Source organism: Roseivivax sp. GX 12232 (assembly GCF_021272185.1).
In the GTDB taxonomy this organism is placed as follows: Bacteria; Pseudomonadota; Alphaproteobacteria; order Rhodobacterales; family Rhodobacteraceae; genus Roseivivax.
Map to the genome: position 1 here is coordinate 24,942 of NZ_JAJSEC010000011.1, position 19,378 is coordinate 44,319.

A 19,378-nucleotide genomic window follows, 5' to 3' on the forward strand; every position below is an offset into this window, starting at 1 on the left:
AGTGTGGCGGGTGTGAGTGTGGGGCAGGGGCGTTTTCGGGGCTGGACAGGGCGGGGCGGTTGCTCGGGTGGCTGGTGGAGGCGCCGGCCGCTGCCCTCTCAGAACTCCGCCCAGAGCCCCAGCTTCAGCCCCATGCTGCTGTCCCCGATCACCCCGTAGCTGCCGCCGAGCTCCAGCTCGTAGCGCTTGAAAAGCGGCGTCGTGACCGAGGGCACCACCCGCAGGAAGGGCGCGTCGCCCGCCTGCTGGCCGCCCTGGAACTGCACCATCGCGCGGCGGCGGCCGAATTTGGCGCCCATGGTCAGGTCGAGCTTCACGTCGGTCTCGCCGCGCTCCGGGAAGAGCTCGGCGGCGAAATCCGCCGCCAGCCAGCCCCAGTCCGCGCCCTTGCCGAGCGAGAGCGCCGGGCGGATCACCTGCATCCCGTCGATCTGGCCGATGCCCAGCGTCGGCGCCACCTGCAGCCCAAGGACCGGCCGCGCGAAGGGCCGGGTCGCGAAGGCCACCGTCTTGGTCGCCCCCGAGACCGAGCGCCCGAGGTCGAGCCCCACCGTCCAGCGCTCGGTCAGCCCGTATTCGATGAAGAGCGTGTCGTAGCGGGCGCTCGGGTAGTAGCTCGTCCAGGTGGTCAGGTCCTGCGACCAGGAGAGGTAGCTGGTGGTCGAGACGAAAAGCGCACCCTTCTCGCGCGGCCAGGCCCCGGCCTCGGCAAGCGCGGCGGGCAGACAGGCCAGAAGCGCCAGACCGGCGCGGCGGAGGGCGGAGCGCAACATGGCGGAATCGTCTCGCCAAAGCGGTTAACCGTTGGTTAATCGGCGGGGGTGTGGGGGGACGTGAGGGCGCGCGGCGGACCGGGGGCCGGCGCTGCTGCCCTCCGGGCTATGCGCTTTATGGCAACAAGGTCATTGCTCACTGTGAGCTAGGCACGCCACTCCCAAGAGCGCCGGCCCATCGGGCCGGTCCGGCGCGCGCCCGGCATCTTCGATGCTGTTCGGGCGCAAGTGGGGGCCGTCAGCGTCTTGCAGCAACCTGCCGTCTCGTCGCATGGCGAGCCCCCTGCCACACACCTCCCGGCCCTCCCAAACACCTCCCCCAAAGCCCACCCTTTCAGCACCCCCGTCACCCGCATGCCGCGCTGCGGCGCTGTCTCGGCGGCGCATGTGGCCATTCCTATGCTGCAGGTGCAAACTCCCTCGCGGATCAACAGGAGGGCGATTCGCATGGCCGGCTCGATCATCACCGTCGCGCAGCAGAAGGGCGGCTCCGGCAAGACCACGCTGGCCGCCAATCTCGCGGTCGGCTTCCTGCGCCAGGGCAAGACCGTGGCGCTGGTCGACACCGACCCGCAGGGCAGCCTCGGGCGCTGGTTCATGACCCGGGTCGAGGACCATCCCGACGCCACGGTGGGGCTCGATTTCGCGACCTCTTCGGCCTGGGGGATCACCTATGAGACCCGCAAGCTCTCCTCGGAATGCGACGTGGTCATCGTCGACACCCCGCCCAAGGCCGACAGCGACCTGCGCCCGGCGCTGCGGGTGGCCGACCTCGTGGTCGTGCCGGTGGCCATGAGCCATGTCGATCTCTGGGCCACCGAGGGCGTGCTCGACCTTGCACGCCGCGAGGAGAAGGACGCGCTGGTGGTGATGAACCGCACCCGCGCCCGCACCCGGCTCGCCGGCGAGGTGAGCGAGGCCGCGGCCCGGCTCGAGGCCGCGATCGCGGCGAGCCAGATCGCCAACCGCACCATCTACGCCGAGGCCATGGGCAAGGGGCTCTCGGGCGCCGAGGGCCGCAAGACGCCGGCCCGCGCCGAGGTCGAGGCGCTTGCACAAGAGGTGGCAGAGCGGCTCGCAACCGGGTAGACCCCGAGGGCAGAGGATGTCCGACCCGCGCCCGGAGACGCCATGACCGACCTTGCCGCCCTTGCCGATCTGATCACCTCCGATGCCGCCACGCGGGGCCGGACGATATCCCGGCTGGGCTATTTCTGCGCGCCCTTCCAGCCGCCCTCGGGGCCCTTCTCGGACCGGGTGATCAAGGTCTACCGCGGGGCCGCCAGCCGCGCCGAGCTGGCCAAGCTCGCCCAGGCGCACGAGGATTACGTCCGGGTGCTGACCGACTGCGACGTGCCGCTGCCCGAGACCGAGTTCCACCTCGTCGAGCTCTCCGGCAAGGAGACCCCGGTCATCGTGCAGGAGGCGCTGCCGCTCGACAGCCTGATGCGGCCGCGGATGCGCGACGACGGCAAGCAGGCGACGCTCGACATGATGCAGGCCGCGGGCGAGGTCATCGCCGGCTTCTGGGCCAAGGCCGAGGGGCTCGAGACCCGCGTCGGCTTTCACCCCTCGATCCGCAACTTCGCGATCCGCGACGGCCGCGCGATCTTCTTCGACACCTTCCCGCCGCTGATCCACTACAACCGCGACGAGATGGGCAAGCTGCTGCTGCAGTTCTCGGAAAAGCGCATCATGCGGCTTGTCGGGCCTTTCCTGCAGTCCACCGTGACCGGCATCCAGGACGAATGGTATTCGCCGCCCGAGACGCTGGTGGGGCTTGTCGGTTCGGCCTGCCGGCTGCGCCCGGAATATGCCGACGACTACCTCGACTGGGGGCGCGGCTTCGCGCGCTCGCATATGGCGCCCTGGGCCGAGGCTGCGATCGAGGGGCTCGACGGCCCGCCGCAGCTGCCCGGCTATTGGACCGGCTTCCGCAAGCTCCTGGGGCTGCAGGGCGAACCGAATGTCTGACCCGCTGACGGCGCTTTACGAGGCGCGGATCGCGGAAGGACGGCTCGAGGCCGACCCCGCGCAGCGCGCCGTCCTGCCCGAGTTCGACCGTATCGCAAAGGCGCTGAACGCGCCGAAGAAGCGCGGGCTTTTCCGCAAGGCGCCGCCGCCGCCCGAGGGGCTTTACATCTGGGGCGGGGTCGGGCGCGGCAAGTCGATGCTCATGGACCTTTTCGTGGAAAGCCTCGAGGTGCCGACCCGCCGGGTGCATTTCCACGCCTTCATGCAGGAGGTGCAGGAGGCCGTGCACCGCGAGCGCCAGGCCGGCACCGAGGATCCGATCAAGCCGGTCGCCAAGGCGGTCTCGGACAGCGTGAAGGTCTTTGCCTTCGACGAGATGCAGATCACCGACATCGCCGACGCGATGATCGTGGGGCGGCTTTTCGAGCAGCTCTTCGAGGCCGGCTGCGTGGTGGTCACCACCTCGAACCGGGTGCCGGATGATCTTTACAAGGACGGGCTGAACCGGCAACTCTTCCTGCCCTTCATCGCGCTTCTGAAAGAGCGGATGGTGGTGCACGAGCTTTCCGCCGCCAAGGACTACCGCCAGGACCGGCTGGCCGGGACCGAGACCTATTTCACCCCCGCCAATGCCGAGGCCCGCGTCGCGCTGGATGCGCTCTGGGAGCGGCTCTCCGGGGGCCAAGAGGAGGAGCTGGTGCTCTCGGTCAAGGGTCGCCAGATCACCCTGCCGCGCTACGCCGGCGGCGCCGCGCGGGTGCCCTTCTACGAGCTTTGCGGCAAGCCGCTCGGGCCCGCGGATTACCTCAAGCTGGCCGAGAGCCTGCGGGTCCTGATCCTCGAGAACGTGCCGCAGCTCGGCCGGTCGAACTTCAACGAGGCGAAGCGCTTCGTGACGCTGATCGACACGCTTTACGAGGCCGGGACGCGGTTGATCGTCTCGGCGGCGGCGGAGCCCGAGTATCTTTACGTCGAGGGTCCGGGGGCTTTCGAGTTCGAGCGCACCGCGAGCCGGCTGCGAGAGATGCAGTCCGCGGATTGGGGGCAGGAGAGGTAGAGGGGGCTTCTGCCACTTTGCCTTGGCGCACGACCCTCACCACCCGCGCCTCTTCTTGCGCCCGGACAACACCGAAAGTGCCGGGTTTGGACCAATGCGCCCCACTTGCGCCCGAACAGCACCGAAGGTGCCGGGCGCGCGCCGGACCGGCCCCTTGGGCCGGCGCTCCTTGGGGTGGTGCGTTTAGCTTGCAGCTTGTCCTGACCTTGCGTGGATAAAGCGCATAGCTCAGAGGTCGGCAGCGCCGGCCCCCGGTCCGGCGCGCGCCCTTTGTTGGGGCTTGTTGAGAGGGGGCAAGGGCGCGGGATTTGGCTGTTTCTATTGGGTGTGGCGGCGTCGCGAGGCGGTGGCCTCATGCGCTGTCGAGTTGATCAGTGTGTCGGGGTGCGTTCCATCCGGGTGCGGCCCGGCCGTTAGCCCGCCACGCGCGCTTCACGCGTGCGTCTCGACCCCGGCACCCCCCGCGCGCTTCACGCGTGCGCCTCGACCCCAGCACCCGCCAAGCGCCACCAAGAAAAACCGACCGCCCACACACCCACCTCACTCACGCGCCCCAACACCTCTCAACACTCCACCAAACAAACACAAAAAAAGGGGCCCCGAAGGACCCCTATTGTTCTCTGCTCGATCCGGCCTTGAACTGCCTGTTTTGTCGCGTGGCCCGGGCGCTGTCCCCGCGGGCGCGAGACGGAGTCCTTCCGTCGCGCGAGGCCGCGATCGCCTGGGCGATGTCCCCTCGTGCCGTCCCCTGGTTGTATTGTTCGGCAAGATGTTGCCCGAATCATAGCGGGCTTTGCACAGAGCCGTCAATATATAGTGTTGCCGCCAAGCTATGGTTTCGCAGAAATCCGACCCGACAACTTGTTGCGGGTCAGCCGTTCTCGCGCAGGATGCGGCCGGCGAGGTAGAGCGAGCCGCAGATCAGCACCCGGGCGCCGGGGCTGCGGGCGGTGATCGCGGCCAGCGCCGCAAGCACATCGGAAGCCGTCTCGGCCTCGAGCCCGGCGTCGCGGGCGCGGGCGGCGGTCTCCTCGGCGGGCAGGGTGTTGGCCTCTCCGGGGATGTCCACCGCGACGAGCCCGCGAACCTGGCCCGCGAAGGCGCGCAGGAAGCCGGTCACATCCTTGGTGTTGAGCATCCCGCACAAGAGATAGGTCGGCCGCTCCGGCAGATCGCCCAGATGCGCGGCCAGCGCGGCCCCGGCGGCCGGGTTGTGCCCGCCGTCGAGCCAGAGCTCGGCGCCCCCGGCGGCCGCGACGAGCGGGCCGTCGCGCAGCCGCTGCATCCGCGCGGGCCATTCGGCGCGGGTCACGGCAGCCTCGCAGGCGGCCTCACCGCGGCCCAGGTGCCGAAGCGCGGCCAGCGCGGCCCCGGCGTTGTCGAACTGGTGCCGCCCGGGCAGCACCGGGCGCGGCAGGTCGAGCAGCCCGCGCTCGTCCTGGAAGACCAGCCGGCCGTGCTCCTCGGTCACATGCCAGTGCTGGCCCGCGGCGATGACCTCGGCGCCGAGCCGGGCCGCGCGGGCCTCGATCACCTCGAGCGCGGCCTCCTCCTGCGGGCCGACGACCACCGGCACGCCGCGCTTCAGGATGCCGGCCTTCTCGCCCGCGATCTTGGTCAGCGTGTCGCCGAGGTAGGCCTCGTGGTCCATGGCAATCGGGGTGATCACCGTCAGCGCCGGGCGCGCGACCACATTGGTCGCGTCGAGCCGCCCGCCGAGCCCGGTCTCGAGCAGCAGGTAATCCGCGGGGCTGCGCGCGAAAGCCAGCAGCGCGGCGCAGGTCGTGATCTCGAAATAGGTGATCGGGTCGGGGCCGTTGACCGCATAGACCTCGTCGAGGAGCGCGGCGAGGTCGGGCTCCGAGATCAGCGCCCCGGCCAGGCGGATGCGCTCGTGAAAGCGCGCCAGATGCGGCGAGGTATAGGCATGCACCCGCGCGCCCCCGGCCTCGAGCCCGGCGCGGATCATCGCCTGGGTCGAGCCCTTGCCGTTGGTGCCCGCGAGGTGGATCACCGGCGGCAGGTCGCGCTCGGGGTGCCCGAGCTTTTCCAGAAGCCGCCAGACCCGGTCGAGCGTGAGGTCGATATACTTGGGGTGCAGGGCCATCATCCGCTCGAGGATGTGGTCCGAGGCGGCCCCGCTCATTCCTTGGAGGACTCGCCCGCGGGGGGCTCGGGGGCCTCCGCGCCCTGATCCTCGACGACGGGCTCGGCGGGGGCGGGCAGATCGCCCCAGACCGCCGGCGGCGACTGCATCAGGATGCGCAGGATCACCACCAGTTCCTCGCGCAGCTCGCGGCGGTCGGTCACCCGGTCGAGCATCCCGTGCTCGAGCAGGTATTCCGCGCGCTGGAAGCCCTCGGGCAGCTTCTCGCGGATGGTCTGTTCGATCACCCGCGGGCCCGCGAAGCAGATCAGCGCGTTGGGCTCGGCGATCTGCACGTCGCCCAGCATCGCGTAGGAGGCCGTCACCCCGCCGGTGGTGGGATGGGTCAGCACGACGATATAGGGCAGCCCCGCCTCGCGCAGCATCTGGATCGCGACCGTGGTGCGCGGCATCTGCATGAGCGACAGGATGCCCTCCTGCATCCGCGCGCCGCCCGCGGCGGAGAACAGCACCAGCGGACGGTGCAGGCGCAGGGCCTCTTCGGCGGCGGCGATGATCGCATTGCCGACATACATGCCCATGGAGCCGCCCATGAAGCTGAAGTCCTGCGCGGCGGCCACCACCGGGGTGCGGCCGATCTCGCCGGCGGCGACCAGCATGGCCTCTTTCTCGCCGGTGGAGCGCTGCGCCGACTTCAGCCGGTCGGGGTATTTCTTCTGGTCGCGGAAATGCAGCGGGTCGGCGACCGGCTCGGGCACCGTCACCTCCGAGAAGATCCCGCCGTCGAAGAGCGCGGTGAAGCGCGCCCGCGGGGTGATCTGCATGTGGTGGCTGCAGTTCGAGCAGACATAGAGGCTGTCGGTCAGCTCACGGTGGAACAGCATCGTCCCGCAGGACTCGCACTTGGTCCAGAGGTTCTCTGGAATCTCGCGCCGCGAGAAGATCGAGTTGATGCGCGGACGAACGTAGTTGGTGATCCAGTTCATGCGGTCTTTCCGGCGCTGCCTAGGTCGAGGCCCGACTTATTCCGGGGCGGGGCGAAATGCAATCACGCGGGGGAATGCGGGCGCCTATCGCCTGAGCGCGACCCGCGCGGCGAGCCAGCTCACCAGCAGGCCGCCGAACTCCAGCGGCATGGCGCGGGCGACCTCGGTCTCGTCCCCGGGCGAGAAGGGCAGCGTGTAGAGCGACAGGCCCGAGAGCATCCCGTCCATGGAGATCACCAGGATCACCATGGCGTTGTTGACGAAATGCAGCGCCATGGCGGGGCCCAGCGTGCCCGAGCGCGCGGTCAGGTCCCCGGCGATCAGCCCGAAGACCCCGGCCCAGAGCGCGATCCCCAGGGCGTTCGACCCGAAGGTCCCGGCGGTGTAATGCCCGGCGGCGAAAAGCGCCGCCTGCGGCAGGATCCAGAGCGCGGGATGGGAAAAGCGCGCCGCGAGCTGGCCCTGGATGTAGCCGCGGAAGAGGATCTCCTCGGCGCTGGTCTGGATCAGCACCGCGAGCAGCCCCAGCGGCAGGAGTGCCAGCCAGATCCCCAGCGCCCTCTGCTGGATCAGCGCGCCCTCGAAGCCCCAGCTCATCAGCCCCAGGAGCAGCGCCTGCAGCACCACCAGCGCGCCGAAGACCCGGCCCGCCTGGCGCAGCGCCAGCCCGTAGGGCCCGATCAGCGTGCGCAGCCCGCGCCCGTGCAGCAAATGCGTCGCCGCCAGCGTGCCGAGCGTCAGCGTGCCCATGCCGGAAAGCACCAGGATCAGCCCCGCTGGCGTGGTGCCGCCGATGATGCCGGGCAGAAGCTCCTCGCCGCCGATGCGCACCGCCCCGAACAGGAGCGCCTGGCTCAGCGCCAGCGAGACGATGAGCGCCAGCGCCAGCCCGGCCAGGAGCCGCCAGAGAGCGGGCTTGGTCCGGGCCTCCGCGATGCGGGGGCCGTAGGGGGCGTAGCTCATGCGGGGCGCGACGAGGCGCGGGCCAGGACGGAAAGGTAGTTCGGCGCGGTGGTCATCGTGCTCCCGTGTCCCTTCTCGATCATCAGGGCGTGCAGCTTCGGCAGGTTATGCGCCGGGATGTGCATCACCAGGTGGTGTTCGAGATGGTAGTTCACCCAGTAGGGCGCAACCAGCAGCCGCTCGAGCGGGTTGGCCAGCGTCGTCCGGGTGTTGCGTAGCGGGTCGTCGGAGAACTCCACCGCGCCGTGTTCGGCGATGTTGCGGATGCGTAGCACCAGCTGGAACCAGGTCAGGAGCGGCAGGAGCCAGAAGGCGAGCCAGGCCCACCAGAGCCCCGAGACGGCCCAGAACAGCGCGAAGAGCGCCAGGTTGGCCAGCACCGCCCGCCCGATCACCGGCCCCGAGAAGGCCTGCGCGAGGTCCTGCGAGGAGGGCGTGCCCTCGACCTCGCCGGCCATCTTGAAGGCGAACATGATCTGCTGGGCGCGCTGCTTGATGCCGGTCTGGCCGGTGATGTCGCGGAAGAACTTCCGCATCAGCGAGGCGCGGGTGGTCGGGAAGGGCTTGGAGAGCCGCAGGTCGGGGTCGCGCTCGGTCTGGGTGTGGCGGTGGTGGGTCAGGTGGTAGTGCCGGTATTCCGGCAGGTCGGCGATGATCGGCCGCCCGCAGAGCCATTCGCCGGCAAACTCGTTCCAGGCCTTGGTGCGGAAGAGCGCGTTATGGGCCGCCTCATGCATCAGGATCGCGAGGCCGAGCTGTCGCGAGCCGATCACGATCACCGCGATCAGGAAGTTCAGTGGGTTCGGCCAGAGCGCGAAGAGCCCCAGCGCCAGGAGGATCACCCCCCAGCAATGGCCGACAAGCCACATCCCCCAGAGATCCGATCGGGCCGAGAGGCTGCGGATCTCCTCGGATGTCAGAAAGGCCTTGCCGGGTGTCATGTCGTTCTCCCTTGGTTCTCATTCTGCGCCCCGCGCCCGGCCCCGGTCAAGCGGGACGCCACGTCCTATGGGCAAAGGGGCGCGCGGGGCCTAGCTTGGCGGTGATGGCACAGGATCTCGCCCTCATCGCCTGGGACTTCGACGGCGTGTTGAACGACAACATCCACGAGGGGCGCCACCTCTGGGCGCGCCACTTCGAGGCGGAGATCGGGCATCCGGTGTCCTCGCTGACGCGGCATCTCTCGGGCGAGGTCTTCGAGGCGGTGGTCGCCGGCCGCCGCGACCTGCGCGAGGCGGTGGCAGGCTGGACCGAGGAGGTGGGCTACGCCCCCGGCCCCGACGCCATCCTGCGCTACTGGTTCGAGCGCGACGCCAACACCGATCCGGCAATGCAGGCGCGGCTGAAGGCTTTGAGGGCGCGCGGGCTGCGCCAGGTGATCGCCACCAACAACGAGGACCGCCGCTGCCGCTACATCGAGGAGGAGATGGGCTTCGGCCCGCTGATCGACGGGATGTTCTCCTCGGGGCGGATGGGGGTGCGCAAGCCCTTCGCGGAGTTCTTCGCGATCCTGGAGCGCGAGACCGAGGTGCCGCCCGGGCGGATCCTGCTGGTCGACGACACCGAGGAGAACCTCGAGGCCGCGAGCGCGCGCGGGTGGCAGGTATTCCACTACCGCGCCGGGGCGGGGGAGGCGCTGGACCGGCGGTTGGGGTTGGGGTGAGTGGTTGTGGTAGGGTGTGGGGCGCTTGTGTGGGGCTTCGGGTCACCGGGTCACCTCCGGGCTGCCCAGTCCGTCCGAAGCCAAGTCTGCGCAACAGCGACACTCAAGTTTCCCTGCACTTCCCACCTCCAGAGCAAATTCCGTCGAGTTTGCTCCCTCCTTACATCTAATCCGAGCACATCCCGTCGTGTCTGTGCCCTCCTTGCGCCCGAATAGCACCGAAGGTGCCGGGCGCGCGCCGGACCGGCCCCTTGGGCCGGCGCTCCTTCAGGCGGTGTGCTAAGCTCACACCTAGCCCTGACCTTGTTGGGATAAAGCGCGTAGCTCAAAGGTCAGAAGCGCCGGCCCCCGGTCCGGCGCGCGCCCTCTGTTGAGCTGGTGGAGAGGGTCGTGGCGAGGTCGTCGGCGACAGCACGTTGATCAGACTGCTCAGTTGGACGCCACGTTTAGGCCGAAGCGCCCGCTTGCGTCCGAACAGCAACGAAGATGCAGCGCCGGGACCAAAAGCGCCCGACCAACACGGAAGATGCCACGCTGGAGCCAAAGTGCCCTCCTTTCGCCCGAATAGCATCGAAGATGCCGGGCGCGCGCCGGACCGGCCCCTTGGGCCGGCGCTCTTGTGGGCGAAGCAAATAGATCACCTCTAGCCCTGACCTTGCTGGGATAAAGCGCGTAGCTCAGAGGTCGGCAGCGCCGGCCCCCGGTCCGGCGCGCGCCCTCTGTCTGGAAGGGGTGAGAGGGTGGTGGGGGGATGCTGTCGACCTCGGCACGACGCACCGACCTTTCGCCAAGACGCCGCGGTCCGCCCGCGCCCCTGAATCCCCCTCCGCCGAGCCCACCAACCGCCCCCAAGCCCCCTCCTCTCGGCAGGATGTGGCCGACACCCCGCCCAACGCTCCCGATCCGCTGGCCCCTGCGCCCGCGCCGCGCCATGCTCCCGCGCATGGCAGCGCTGAGCCTTCTTTCTTGTGAAGCCACAGGGGCTTTTGTATGCGGGATCGAACAATCGCACGAGCCCCGCGGGAGGAAGCCATGCTGAAGCGCGCCTTCGACAAAACCAAACTGCCCAGCCGTCACGTCACCGAGGGGCCGGCGCGCGCGCCGCACCGGTCCTATTACTACGCCATGGGGATGTCCGAAGAGGAGATCCACCAGCCGCTGGTCGGCGTGGCGACCTGCTGGAACGAGGCCGCGCCCTGCAACATCGCGCTTTCGCGGCAGGCCCAGGCGGTGAAGCTCGGCGTCAAGGCGGCCGCGGGCAGCCCGCGCGAGTTCACCACCATCACCGTCACCGACGGCATCGCCATGGGCCACGAGGGCATGCGCTCCTCGCTGGCCTCGCGCGAGGCCATCGCCGACACCGTCGAGCTGACCATGCGCGGGCATTGCTACGACGCGCTCGTGGGGCTCGCGGGCTGCGACAAGTCGCTGCCGGGCATGATGATGGCCATGGTGCGGCTGAACGTGCCCTCGGTCTTCATCTACGGCGGCTCGATCCTGCCGGGCAAGGCGCCCGCCAGGGCCGACATCCCCGAGGATTTCGCCAGCCGCGACCTGACCGTGCAGGACATGTTCGAGGCCGTCGGCCGGCACCAGAACGGCCAGCTTTCCGACGCCGCGCTCGACGTGCTCGAGCGCGTGGCCTGCCCCTCGGCGGGCGCCTGCGGCGGCCAGTTCACCGCCAACACCATGGCCTGCGTCTCCGAGGCGATCGGGCTGGCGCTCTTCAACTCCTCGGGTATGCCCGCCCCCTACGAGAGCCGCGACCAGTATGGCGAGGCCTCGGGCCAGGCGGTCATGGACCTGATCGAGAAGAACATCCGCGCGCGCGACATCGTCACCCGCGAGGCGCTGGAGAACGCCGCCCGCGTGGTGGCCTGCACCGGCGGTTCGACCAATGCCGGGCTGCACCTGCCGGCCATCGCCCATGAGGCGGGCATCGAGTTCTACCTCGACGACGTCTGCGAGATCTTCCGCGACACGCCTTACTTCGTCGACCTCAAGCCCGGCGGGCAGTTCGTCGCCAAGGACCTCTACGAGGCCGGCGGCCTGCCGGTGGTGATGAAGGAGCTGCGCAAGGCGGGGCTGATCCACGAGGATTGCATCACCGCCTCGGGCCGCTCGATCGGCGAAGAGCTCGACCGCACCACCCGCGAGGCCGACGGCCGGGTGATCCACAGCATCGAGACGCCGATCACCAAGACCGGCGGCGTGGTTGGCCTCAAGGGCAACCTCGCCCCCGAGGGCGCCATAGTGAAGGTCGCGGGCATCGCCGCCGAGGACCAGGTCTTCACCGGCCCGGCGCGCGTCTACGAATGCGAGGAAGAGGCTTTCGAAGGCGTCAAGAACCGCGAATACGCCGAGGGCGAGGTCATCGTGATCCGCAACGAGGGCCCCGCCGGCGGCCCCGGCATGCGCGAGATGCTGGCCACCACCGCGGCGCTCTCGGGCCAGGGCATGGGCAAGAAGGTGGCGCTGATCACCGACGGCCGCTTCTCCGGCGCGACCCGCGGCTTCTGCGTCGGCCACGTCGGCCCCGAGGCCGCCCACGGCGGGCCCATCGCGCTTCTGAAGAACGGCGACATGATCACCATCGACGCGGTCTCGGGCGAGCTGTCGGTCGACCTCTCCCAGGAGGAGCTGGACAAGCGCCGCGCCGATTGGGCCGGTCCGAAGGACACGATCTACGCCTCGGGCGCGCTGTGGAAATTCGCCCAGCTCGTGGGCGCGACCTACAAGGGCGCCGTGACCCATCCGGGCGGCGCCAAGGAAAAACACGTCTATATGGATATCTGATGACCAGAACGCGCGCGGTTCTCCTTTCGCTCTGTCTTCCGGTGCTCGCGGGCTGCGAGGTCTCACCCGAAGGCGAGCTCGTGCCCGCGCGCGGCTTCCTGTCGGACTTCGCCTCGCCCGGCTCCTCGGGCGGGGCCTCGGCACTGGCGCAGCCCGACGGCGGCGCGCGGCTGATCGAGGCCGCCCCGCTCGCCGACGGCGAGATCATCGTCGCCGGCCCGCCGGGCTATTGCATCGACCCCGAGACGGTCGAGAGCGGCCGCCGCGGCGGCTTTGCCATGCTGGCCAGCTGCAACATCCTCTCGGGCGGGAAGACCGGCCCCGAGGTGACGCCCGCGATCATCACTGTCTCGGTCGGCCCGGAAGAGGAAACCCCGGTCCAGCCCAGCGTCGAGACCCTGGCCGAGCTGTCCGGCGCCTCGGTGCTCGAGGCGCGCAGCGACGAGGCGACCACATTTGTCTACCTCGAAGAGGGCGGCCAGGAGCTCCTGCCCGGCGGCAGCCCGGGCTACTGGCGCGGCGCCTTCCTGCAGGGCGCGCGGCTTGTCGGCCTTGCGGTCTATGCCCCCGCCGACAGCGGGCTGACCCGCGACGCGGGCGCCGAGCTGCTCTCGATCACCGCCGAACGCATCCGCCGCGCCAGCCCGCGCCGCGAGATCCCGGTCTCGGCCAGCGGCAGCGCCACCCCGCCGGGCTGAGCGGGCTTTGTCAAAGCCCGACTTTCTGTCATAGGATGATGAACCGGCGCAGAGGTGCCGGATTGCGGGCAGAGCGACAGGCAGTGACATGGCGGGGCGGCAGGGCTTTCTTGAAGGGTTGTTCCAGCGCGGCGCACTGCGCCGCCTGAAGCGCATGGCGCGGCGCGCGCCCCGGGCCGACCTCGCACGGCTGCGCCGCCAGCGCGGCGAGGCGCAGAAGCTGCGCCGGGCGCTCGATGATCTGCTTTTCGTGGCCGACAGCCGGCTGGCGCTGCCGCCGCTCGGCAGCCAGTCCTTCCCGCGCCCGCATGACGCCGACTGGGCCTGGCGCCCCGAGATCTGGACCGCGCCGCTGCCGGCCCCCGGCGCCGCGGCGGTGGAAAGCGGCACCGCGCTCGGCCGCGAGGCGCGGCTTTTCCACGATTGCGCCCGCTCCGAGGTGACCCTGCGCCAGCTGCGCAACCGCCGCGAGGCCGACCTCGCGCCGCAGGGGCTGCGCATGGATGTCTTCCGCTTCGACGGCTCCTACCTGTCGCTGGCGCTCGAGCTGCCGCGCGAGGTCGCCAAGGGGTTGAAGCGCCGCCACCTGATCCGGCTCGAGAGCGTGATCGAGATGGAGCGCCCGATCGAGATCTTCGCCCGGCTCAACATCAAGCACGGGCCGAACACCGAACAGCTGGTGCGCGAGCTGCCGCTCGGGGCCCCCGAGGTCGCGGTGGAGTTCGACCTGGCCTATACCAAGCTCAACGAGAAGCGGGTGGAGAAGCTCTGGCTCGACATCATCTTCGAGGGGCCGGAAATGAACCAGGTGGTGCTGCGCGACCTGACCTTCTCGCGCCGCCCGCGCGCCGAACTCTGAGGGATGCCATGGCCGCCTATACGCTGACCAAGACCCGCTTCAAGGACGGACGCTGGCAGGGCGAGATCGCCGCCGAGCCCGCCGATGCGCCGGCCCCCGAGGTGCAGGTCTCGCTTTTCGACGCGCCCCTGCGCGGCGCGGTCCTGAGCCCCACCGACAGGCCCGGCCGCTGGGCGCTAGAGGTGCCGGTGCCGCCCGAGGCGCTGGGCGACGGGGTGATGACCTTCCTGATCACCGAGGCCGCGAGCGGCGCCCGGCTCGGCTCCTTCACGATGATCGGCGATGAGCCCCTGGCCGAGGACATCCGCGCCGAGGTCGACCTGTTGCGCGCCGAGCTCGACATGCTGAAACGCGCCTTCCGGCGGCATTGCACCGAAACGGGGTGAAGGGCGGGGTTAGCCCGGGCGGCTGATTTGGCGGTCCCCGCGCCTTGAGCGGCGCGGGGGCAGGTCTGGCCCTTGGCGCCTTGGCAGGCGCTGCGGGCGGGTCCGGGCCGCCTTTGGCGCCCCGGACCGGGGGGCTCTGCCCCCTCAGCGGGCCTTTGGGCCCGCATTCACCCCCGAGGTATTTTTGCCAAGCTGAAGCTGCGGGGGGGCGCTTGTTGGGGTGCGGGCGCTCTGATGGGGGACGGTGTGCTGGTGGCACGGAGGTGTGATCGAGGGGCGCTATTTTCGGCGGATTTGCGCGGCGGCGGGCGGCGGTTTGGGCGGGTTTCTGCGGTTACCTAACGTGATTTTCAAAAATATGAATTTCTTTGGAACTCGCGCGCGCGCAGCGGGCTTGCCTCGGTGACGAATTGTCCCGTGAAACGACCAATAAAGGACCTACATGCAGGCCCCCACGACCGACACCGCGGTGCGGATCCTGGTGATCGACACCAGCCTGATCCTTGCGACCACCCTCGCAGAGCGGTTGGACGCGCTGCCGGACTGTTCCGCCGAGGCCCATGTGGGCCAGAAGGCCCTGCCGCCGCGGGGCATGGGGCAGGGGCCCGACATGGTGATCTGCGACCCCGCGCATTGCGGCCAGTCCCCCGACCGGCTGCGCGCGGCGCTGACCGAACAGCTCGGCCCGCATGAGACCCTGGCCTTCCTGCCGCCCTCGGCGGCGAGCACCGCGGCGGCCTGCCTCGAGGCGGGCTATTCGGGTGTCATCGCGCGGAGCGAGAGCCTCGAGCATTTCGCCAGCGCGGTGGAAAGCGTGCTTTTGGGCGGCATCTACGTCGACGGCGCCTTCGGCGACCCGGGCGCGCCCACCGAGGCGCTGACGCTCTCCGGCACCGGCGATCTGACCGCGCGGGAGCGCGAGGTGCTGGTCGAAGTGGCGCGCGGGCAGAGCTGCAAGCACATCGGGCGGCTCTTCTCGATCTCCGCGCGGACGGTGGAGACCCACAAGTACCGCGCCATGGAGAAGCTGGGGCTGGCCAACCGCTCCTCGCTGCACAGCTTCGCCATGCAGAACGCCTGGTTCTGAAGGACGCCTTTCATGCCGAGAGCCGCCGCGAAGATCGTCGTCGCCGAGGAGAACCCGATCCTGGCCCAGGCCCTGGCCGGGCTTTTGCGCGACACGCTCGGGCCCGAGGGCCACGAGGTCGGCGCCGAGGCGCCGGTCACGCAGGCGGGGCTTTGCGGCGCGCGGCCCGACGTGGTGCTGCTCGACCCGCTCCTGGCGCATCCGCTGAAGCCCCTGGTCGCGGCGCTGCGCGCGGCGGTGCCGGGGGTGCGGCTCATCGCCTATGCCACCCGCCCGACGGTGGAGCTGGCGCGCTACTGCGTCGAGATGGGCTTTCGCGGCGTGCTGCCGAAGACCGTGGACGCCAAGGCGCTGGCGCGCTCGGTGCGGGTGGTCTGCGAGGGCGGCACCTTCGTGCACAAGTCGGTGGGCCGGGGGCTGGCGCGCGGGCAGATCGCGCGCACCGCCGGGCGCGACGTGACCGAGCGCGAGGAGACGATCCTGCGCATGGCGGCGCTCGGCCATGCCAACCGCGCCATCGCCGAGGCGCTGGAGCTGAGCCCCAAGACCGTGGACACCCACCGCGCCCGGGCGATGCAGAAGCTGGAGATCGCCAGCAAGCCCGAGCTGGTGCGCATGGCGGCGGCGCGGGGCTGGCTGCTGTAGGGGGGGTGCTGCGGCGCGGGTGTTGAGCCCGGAGCGCGGGGCCAAGGTCGGGGTCGGGCGCAGGGCGCAGGGCGTGGGACGAAAGCCAAGCGCGCGCCGTTCGTCAGGGACACAACGACAGTCACTTGGCCCGTGCCTGTCGAGAGCCGCTTGGTGTGGGCCGGGCGCGGGCCGTGTGAGACCGCTTTAGCAAAGACCGCTGGAGAGCCGCGTGGCACGAGCTGGATCGGCAGGACTTTGCCGCAGCCTCAGCCGCTCTTTGCCATTCCTCCGACAGCTCTGGTTTGACGGGGTTGAGGGCCTTGAGCCCGCGCGCCAGCGGTCTCTGCACGCATCCTCCGCGCCTCTTACCCACCGCAGCGACGCCCCCAAAACCCCCGGGGTGGGGCGCCGCCCCACCAGCTCTCGGGAATACCACGCAGGCCGGGGGCGAACGCCCGACCCGACTGCGTAGTCCTCCCGACTGAAGCTCCCGATCCAAAGCCTCTATCCCCCGCCCCGAACCCGGCGGCCGCCAGCAGGGCGGCGCGCCGGAGACAGAATCGCACAAGGCCCCGGGCCGCGGGGCAGAAAGGGATAGACATGGCTAGGATCAGCGTCTTCGGCATCGGATATGTCGGCGTCGTCTCGGCCGCCTGCCTCGCCCGGGATGGGCATGAGGTCATCGCCGTCGACGTCGACGCGGAGAAGGTCTCGGCGCTCAACGCCGGCAGGCCGCCGATTGTCGAGGCCGGGCTCGACACGCTCGTGGCCGAGACCGTCGCCAGCGGCGCCCTGCGCGCCACCACCGATGCCGAGGCGGCGGTGGCCTCCACCGAGGCCTCCTTTGTTTGCGTCGGCACCCCCTCGGACGCAGATGGCGCCGTCGGGCTGAAATACGTGGTCTCGGTCTGCGAGCACATCGGCCGCGCCCTGGCGCAGAAATCCGAGTTCCACTCGGTCGTGATGCGCTCGACCATTGTGCCGGGCACCATGGAAGAGGTCTGCATCCCCACGATCGAGGCCGCCTCGGGCAAGATCGCCGCGCGCGACTTCGGCGTCGGCTACTTCCCCGAGTTCCTGCGCGAGAGCACCGCGATCAAGGATTACGACGACCCGGGGCTGATCGTCTTCGGCAGCCTCGACACCAAGACCGAGGCGCTGCTCTCGGGGCTGAACGAGCATCTGCCCTGCGAGATCAACCGCGTCGACCTGCGCACCGCGGAGATGGTGAAATACACCTCCAACTCCTGGCGCGCGATGAAGATCAGCTTTGCCAACGAGATCGGCAATATCGCCAAGGCCAACGACCTCGACGGGCAGCGGGTCATGCAGATCCTCTGTTCGGACCGCAAGGTCGCCATGTCGCCGGCCTTCCTGCGGCCGGGCTTTGCCTTCGGCGGCTCCTGCCTGCCCAAGGACGTGCGCGCGCTGCGCCATGTCGCCGCCGACCGCCGGGTACCGACGCCGCTTCTGGACGCGGTGCTGACCGCCAACGACGGGCAGATCGCCCGCGCGGAAGGGCTGGTCCGGGCGGCTTCGAAGAAGGCCGTGGGCCTCGTCGGGGTGTCCTTCAAGTCGGGCACCGACGACCTGCGCGAGAGCCCCTTGGCGGATCTCGCGGCGCGGCTCATCGAGACCGGCCAGGAGGTGCAGATCTACGACCCCTATGTCTCGACCGCCTTCGAGATGGATCCGACCGCCGTCGGCCGCGGCAACGCCGTGGTGCCGGAGTTGAGCGACCGGATGCAGACCGACATCGACGCGCTGATCGAGGGTTCCGAGGTCATCGTGGTCGGCAACCGCTACCCCGAGGTCGAGGCCCGCATCCGCGACAGCATCGGCAGCCGCCGGGTCGTCGACCTGACGCGGATCGAGCCCGGCATGATGTCCGACGCGACCTACCAGGGCATCTGCTGGTAACCCCATGCTCGGACACCTGGCCTATATAGCCCTCTGCGCGGCGATCGCGCTGGCCGTCCACGACCGGAGCTTCTCCGGCGCGGAAGGCGCGATCCTGACGCTCGGCGCGATCGGGGCCTGGCGCTACAGCTGGGGGGCGATCAACTTCAGCCGCGCCCTGGCCTATATCCACTGGCGCTACCCCCGGCAGCGGCGCCGCGCCGAGGCGGCCTATGCCCGCCGCGCGGTGCCCGCGCATGGCTATTTCATGGTCACCACCTTCAAGATCGAGCCCCGGGTCACCGCCCGGGTCTACGCCTCGATCTTCGAGGCGGCGGCGGCCTCTCCGGGGGGCGCCACCATCGTCGCCTCGGTGGTCGAAGGGGCCGACCTGAGGATCATCCGCGACCTCTTCGAGGCCAGGAAACCGCAGATGCCCGGCGTCAAGCTTGTGATCGACCAGATCCCCGGATCGGGCAAGCGCGACGCCATCGCGCGCTCGCTCCGGCTCCTGCAGCGCGAGGCGCCGAGTCCGCGGGACGTGCTGGTCTTCGTCGACGGCGACAGCTGCGTGCCAGAGGACATCGTCGCGCGCTCGGCGCCTTTCTTCACCGATTCGCGGGTCGGCGCGCTGACCACCGACGAACAGGTCGAGATCGAGGAGACGCCGCTCTTCCGCGACTGGTTCGAGCTGCGCTTCACCCAGCGCCAGATGATGATGTCCTCCATGGCCTTCGGCGGGCGGGTGCTGACGCTGACCGGGCGGATGTCGGTCTTCCGGGCCGATCTCGCGACCGATCCGAGCTTCATCGCCCAGGTGCAATCCGACCAGATCGACCACTGGCGGCTCGGGCGCATCCGCTTCCTGACCGGGGATGACAAGTCCACCTGGTACTGGCTCCTGAGCCGGGGCTACCGGATGACCTATCTGCCCGACCTGCATTCGCTGAGCATGGAGGAGCAGCCCAAGCCCGGCTTCGTCGAAAGCGCCGTGGCGCTGATGAAGCGCTGGTTCGGCAACATGCTGCGGACCAACGGGCGGGCCATGGCGCTGGGGCCCTGGCGGATCGGGCTTTTCACCTGGTGGTCGATCGTCGACCAGCGGCTCTCGATCTGGACCACGCTGGCCGGGCCGCTGGCGGTGATCGCCACGGCGCTTCTCGCGACGCCGGCGGTGCTGCCCGCCTATCTCGCCTGGATCATGTTCACCCGCTACGTCTATTGCGCCGCGCTGTCGCTGTTCCGGCCGGGCTATTTCCCGATCGTCTTCCCGCCGCTTCTGTATTTCGGCCAGATCGTCGGGGCGAGCGTGAAGAGCTACGCGCTCTTCCGGCTCGACCGGCAGAAATGGACCCGCCAGAGCGCCTCGGGCGGCGGCGCCCGCCCGGCCTTCCGCGAGCGGGTGAAAGCCGCCTCCTCGACCGGGATGCACGCGCTGGCCTTCGGCTGGCTGGCCATCGGGGCGCTGTTTCTCACCGGCCTTCTCTGACCCTTCCTGCCCAA

The 19,378-nt window shown here is 69.9% G+C and carries 17 protein-coding genes; 12 read left to right on the forward strand and 5 right to left on the reverse strand.

Annotated elements, in window-relative coordinates; translation table 11 throughout:
* Positions 1 to 98: 98 nt before the first annotated feature.
* A complete protein-coding gene (locus tag LR948_RS16340; RefSeq protein WP_232755155.1) occupies positions 99 to 773 on the reverse strand; it encodes a hypothetical protein in 675 nt (224 codons plus the stop codon).
* A 447-nt stretch (positions 774 to 1,220) separates the two neighbouring features.
* Here LR948_RS16340 and parA point away from each other — a divergent pair, with 447 nt between their 5' ends.
* From parA to zapE, 3 genes are read left to right on the forward strand one after another with little or no spacing between them, the layout of a single operon-like run.
* Positions 1,221 to 1,862 carry a ParA family partition ATPase gene (parA, locus tag LR948_RS16345; RefSeq protein WP_232755156.1) on the forward strand — a complete coding sequence of 214 codons (642 nt, stop codon included), beginning with the start codon at positions 1,221 to 1,223 and terminating at the stop codon, positions 1,860 to 1,862.
* 42 nt (positions 1,863 to 1,904) lie between these two features.
* Positions 1,905 to 2,747, forward strand: a complete 843-nt coding sequence (locus LR948_RS16350) for a DUF6206 family protein (protein WP_232755157.1) — start codon at positions 1,905 to 1,907, stop codon at positions 2,745 to 2,747.
* Positions 2,740 to 3,804: a cell division protein ZapE gene (gene zapE / locus LR948_RS16355; RefSeq protein WP_232755158.1), complete on the forward strand. Its 1,065-nt coding sequence runs from the start codon at positions 2,740 to 2,742 to the stop codon at positions 3,802 to 3,804. Before LR948_RS16350 ends, zapE begins: the two co-directional genes overlap by 8 nt.
* 871 nt (positions 3,805 to 4,675) lie before the next feature.
* Here the strand turns inward: zapE and LR948_RS16360 are convergent.
* The 4 genes from LR948_RS16360 to LR948_RS16375 all read right to left on the reverse strand — a co-directional run bounded on the left by LR948_RS16360 (position 4,676) and on the right by LR948_RS16375 (position 8,801).
* Positions 4,676 to 5,950, reverse strand: coding sequence for a folylpolyglutamate synthase/dihydrofolate synthase family protein (locus LR948_RS16360; protein ID WP_232755159.1), 1,275 nt, complete (start codon positions 5,948 to 5,950; stop codon positions 4,676 to 4,678).
* Positions 5,947 to 6,897, reverse strand: a complete 951-nt coding sequence (gene accD / locus LR948_RS16365; RefSeq protein ID WP_232755160.1) for an acetyl-CoA carboxylase, carboxyltransferase subunit beta — start codon at positions 6,895 to 6,897, stop codon at positions 5,947 to 5,949. The genes LR948_RS16360 and accD overlap by 4 nt, the downstream gene beginning before the upstream one ends.
* Before the next feature lie 84 nt (positions 6,898 to 6,981).
* Positions 6,982 to 7,860 (reverse strand): CPBP family intramembrane glutamic endopeptidase, encoded by an 879-nt coding sequence (locus LR948_RS16370; protein WP_232755161.1) that lies wholly within the window; start codon positions 7,858 to 7,860, stop codon positions 6,982 to 6,984.
* Positions 7,857 to 8,801: a fatty acid desaturase family protein gene (locus LR948_RS16375; RefSeq protein WP_232755162.1), complete on the reverse strand. Its 945-nt coding sequence runs from the start codon at positions 8,799 to 8,801 to the stop codon at positions 7,857 to 7,859. The genes LR948_RS16370 and LR948_RS16375 overlap by 4 nt, the downstream gene beginning before the upstream one ends.
* 104 nt (positions 8,802 to 8,905) lie before the next feature.
* Here LR948_RS16375 and LR948_RS16380 point away from each other — a divergent pair, with 104 nt between their 5' ends.
* From LR948_RS16380 to LR948_RS16420, 9 genes are all read left to right on the forward strand, one after another.
* Positions 8,906 to 9,523, forward strand: coding sequence for an HAD family hydrolase (locus tag LR948_RS16380; protein ID WP_232755163.1), 618 nt, complete (start codon positions 8,906 to 8,908; stop codon positions 9,521 to 9,523).
* A 1,032-nt stretch (positions 9,524 to 10,555) separates the two neighbouring features.
* Positions 10,556 to 12,319, forward strand: a complete 1,764-nt coding sequence (gene ilvD, locus LR948_RS16385) for a dihydroxy-acid dehydratase (RefSeq protein ID WP_232755164.1) — start codon at positions 10,556 to 10,558, stop codon at positions 12,317 to 12,319.
* Positions 12,319 to 13,017, forward strand: coding sequence for a dihydroxy-acid dehydratase (locus LR948_RS16390; protein WP_232755165.1), 699 nt, complete (start codon positions 12,319 to 12,321; stop codon positions 13,015 to 13,017). The genes ilvD and LR948_RS16390 overlap by 1 nt, the downstream gene beginning before the upstream one ends.
* 88 nt (positions 13,018 to 13,105) lie before the next feature.
* The gene (locus tag LR948_RS16395) at positions 13,106 to 13,876 is read left to right on the forward strand and encodes a DUF6478 family protein (protein WP_232755166.1); all 771 of its coding nucleotides are present in this window, start codon (positions 13,106 to 13,108) and stop codon (positions 13,874 to 13,876) included.
* An 8-nt stretch (positions 13,877 to 13,884) separates the two neighbouring features.
* A complete protein-coding gene (locus LR948_RS16400) occupies positions 13,885 to 14,262 on the forward strand; it encodes a hypothetical protein (RefSeq protein ID WP_232755167.1) in 378 nt (125 codons plus the stop codon).
* A 442-nt stretch (positions 14,263 to 14,704) separates the two neighbouring features.
* The gene (locus LR948_RS16405; RefSeq protein WP_232755168.1) at positions 14,705 to 15,349 is read left to right on the forward strand and encodes a response regulator transcription factor; all 645 of its coding nucleotides are present in this window, start codon (positions 14,705 to 14,707) and stop codon (positions 15,347 to 15,349) included.
* 12 nt (positions 15,350 to 15,361) lie between these two features.
* Entirely contained in the window at positions 15,362 to 15,994 is a 633-nt protein-coding gene (locus LR948_RS16410; protein ID WP_232755169.1) for a response regulator transcription factor, read from the forward strand.
* A gap of 582 nt (positions 15,995 to 16,576) precedes the next feature.
* Positions 16,577 to 17,896, forward strand: a complete 1,320-nt coding sequence (locus tag LR948_RS16415; RefSeq protein ID WP_232755170.1) for a nucleotide sugar dehydrogenase — start codon at positions 16,577 to 16,579, stop codon at positions 17,894 to 17,896.
* A gap of 4 nt (positions 17,897 to 17,900) precedes the next feature.
* Positions 17,901 to 19,364, forward strand: coding sequence for a glycosyltransferase (locus LR948_RS16420; protein ID WP_232755171.1), 1,464 nt, complete (start codon positions 17,901 to 17,903; stop codon positions 19,362 to 19,364).
* Positions 19,365 to 19,378: the final 14 nt, after the last annotated feature.

Bases quoted from the DNA above. Each gene is read 5' to 3' on its own strand.
- LR948_RS16340 (WP_232755155.1), bottom strand. From the start codon at position 773: ATGTTGCGCTCCGCCCTCCGCCGCGCCGGTCTGGCGCTTCTGGCCTGT.
- parA (WP_232755156.1), top strand. From the start codon at position 1,221: ATGGCCGGCTCGATCATCACCGTCGCGCAGCAGAAGGGCGGCTCCGGC.
- LR948_RS16350 (WP_232755157.1), top strand. From the start codon at position 1,905: ATGACCGACCTTGCCGCCCTTGCCGATCTGATCACCTCCGATGCCGCC.
- zapE (WP_232755158.1), top strand. From the start codon at position 2,740: ATGTCTGACCCGCTGACGGCGCTTTACGAGGCGCGGATCGCGGAAGGA.
- LR948_RS16360 (WP_232755159.1), bottom strand. From the start codon at position 5,950: ATGAGCGGGGCCGCCTCGGACCACATCCTCGAGCGGATGATGGCCCTG.
- accD (WP_232755160.1), bottom strand. From the start codon at position 6,897: ATGAACTGGATCACCAACTACGTTCGTCCGCGCATCAACTCGATCTTC.
- LR948_RS16370 (WP_232755161.1), bottom strand. From the start codon at position 7,860: ATGAGCTACGCCCCCTACGGCCCCCGCATCGCGGAGGCCCGGACCAAG.
- LR948_RS16375 (WP_232755162.1), bottom strand. From the start codon at position 8,801: ATGACACCCGGCAAGGCCTTTCTGACATCCGAGGAGATCCGCAGCCTC.
- LR948_RS16380 (WP_232755163.1), top strand. From the start codon at position 8,906: ATGGCACAGGATCTCGCCCTCATCGCCTGGGACTTCGACGGCGTGTTG.
- ilvD (WP_232755164.1), top strand. From the start codon at position 10,556: ATGCTGAAGCGCGCCTTCGACAAAACCAAACTGCCCAGCCGTCACGTC.
- LR948_RS16390 (WP_232755165.1), top strand. From the start codon at position 12,319: ATGACCAGAACGCGCGCGGTTCTCCTTTCGCTCTGTCTTCCGGTGCTC.
- LR948_RS16395 (WP_232755166.1), top strand. From the start codon at position 13,106: ATGGCGGGGCGGCAGGGCTTTCTTGAAGGGTTGTTCCAGCGCGGCGCA.
- LR948_RS16400 (WP_232755167.1), top strand. From the start codon at position 13,885: ATGGCCGCCTATACGCTGACCAAGACCCGCTTCAAGGACGGACGCTGG.
- LR948_RS16405 (WP_232755168.1), top strand. From the start codon at position 14,705: ATGCAGGCCCCCACGACCGACACCGCGGTGCGGATCCTGGTGATCGAC.
- LR948_RS16410 (WP_232755169.1), top strand. From the start codon at position 15,362: ATGCCGAGAGCCGCCGCGAAGATCGTCGTCGCCGAGGAGAACCCGATC.
- LR948_RS16415 (WP_232755170.1), top strand. From the start codon at position 16,577: ATGGCTAGGATCAGCGTCTTCGGCATCGGATATGTCGGCGTCGTCTCG.
- LR948_RS16420 (WP_232755171.1), top strand. From the start codon at position 17,901: ATGCTCGGACACCTGGCCTATATAGCCCTCTGCGCGGCGATCGCGCTG.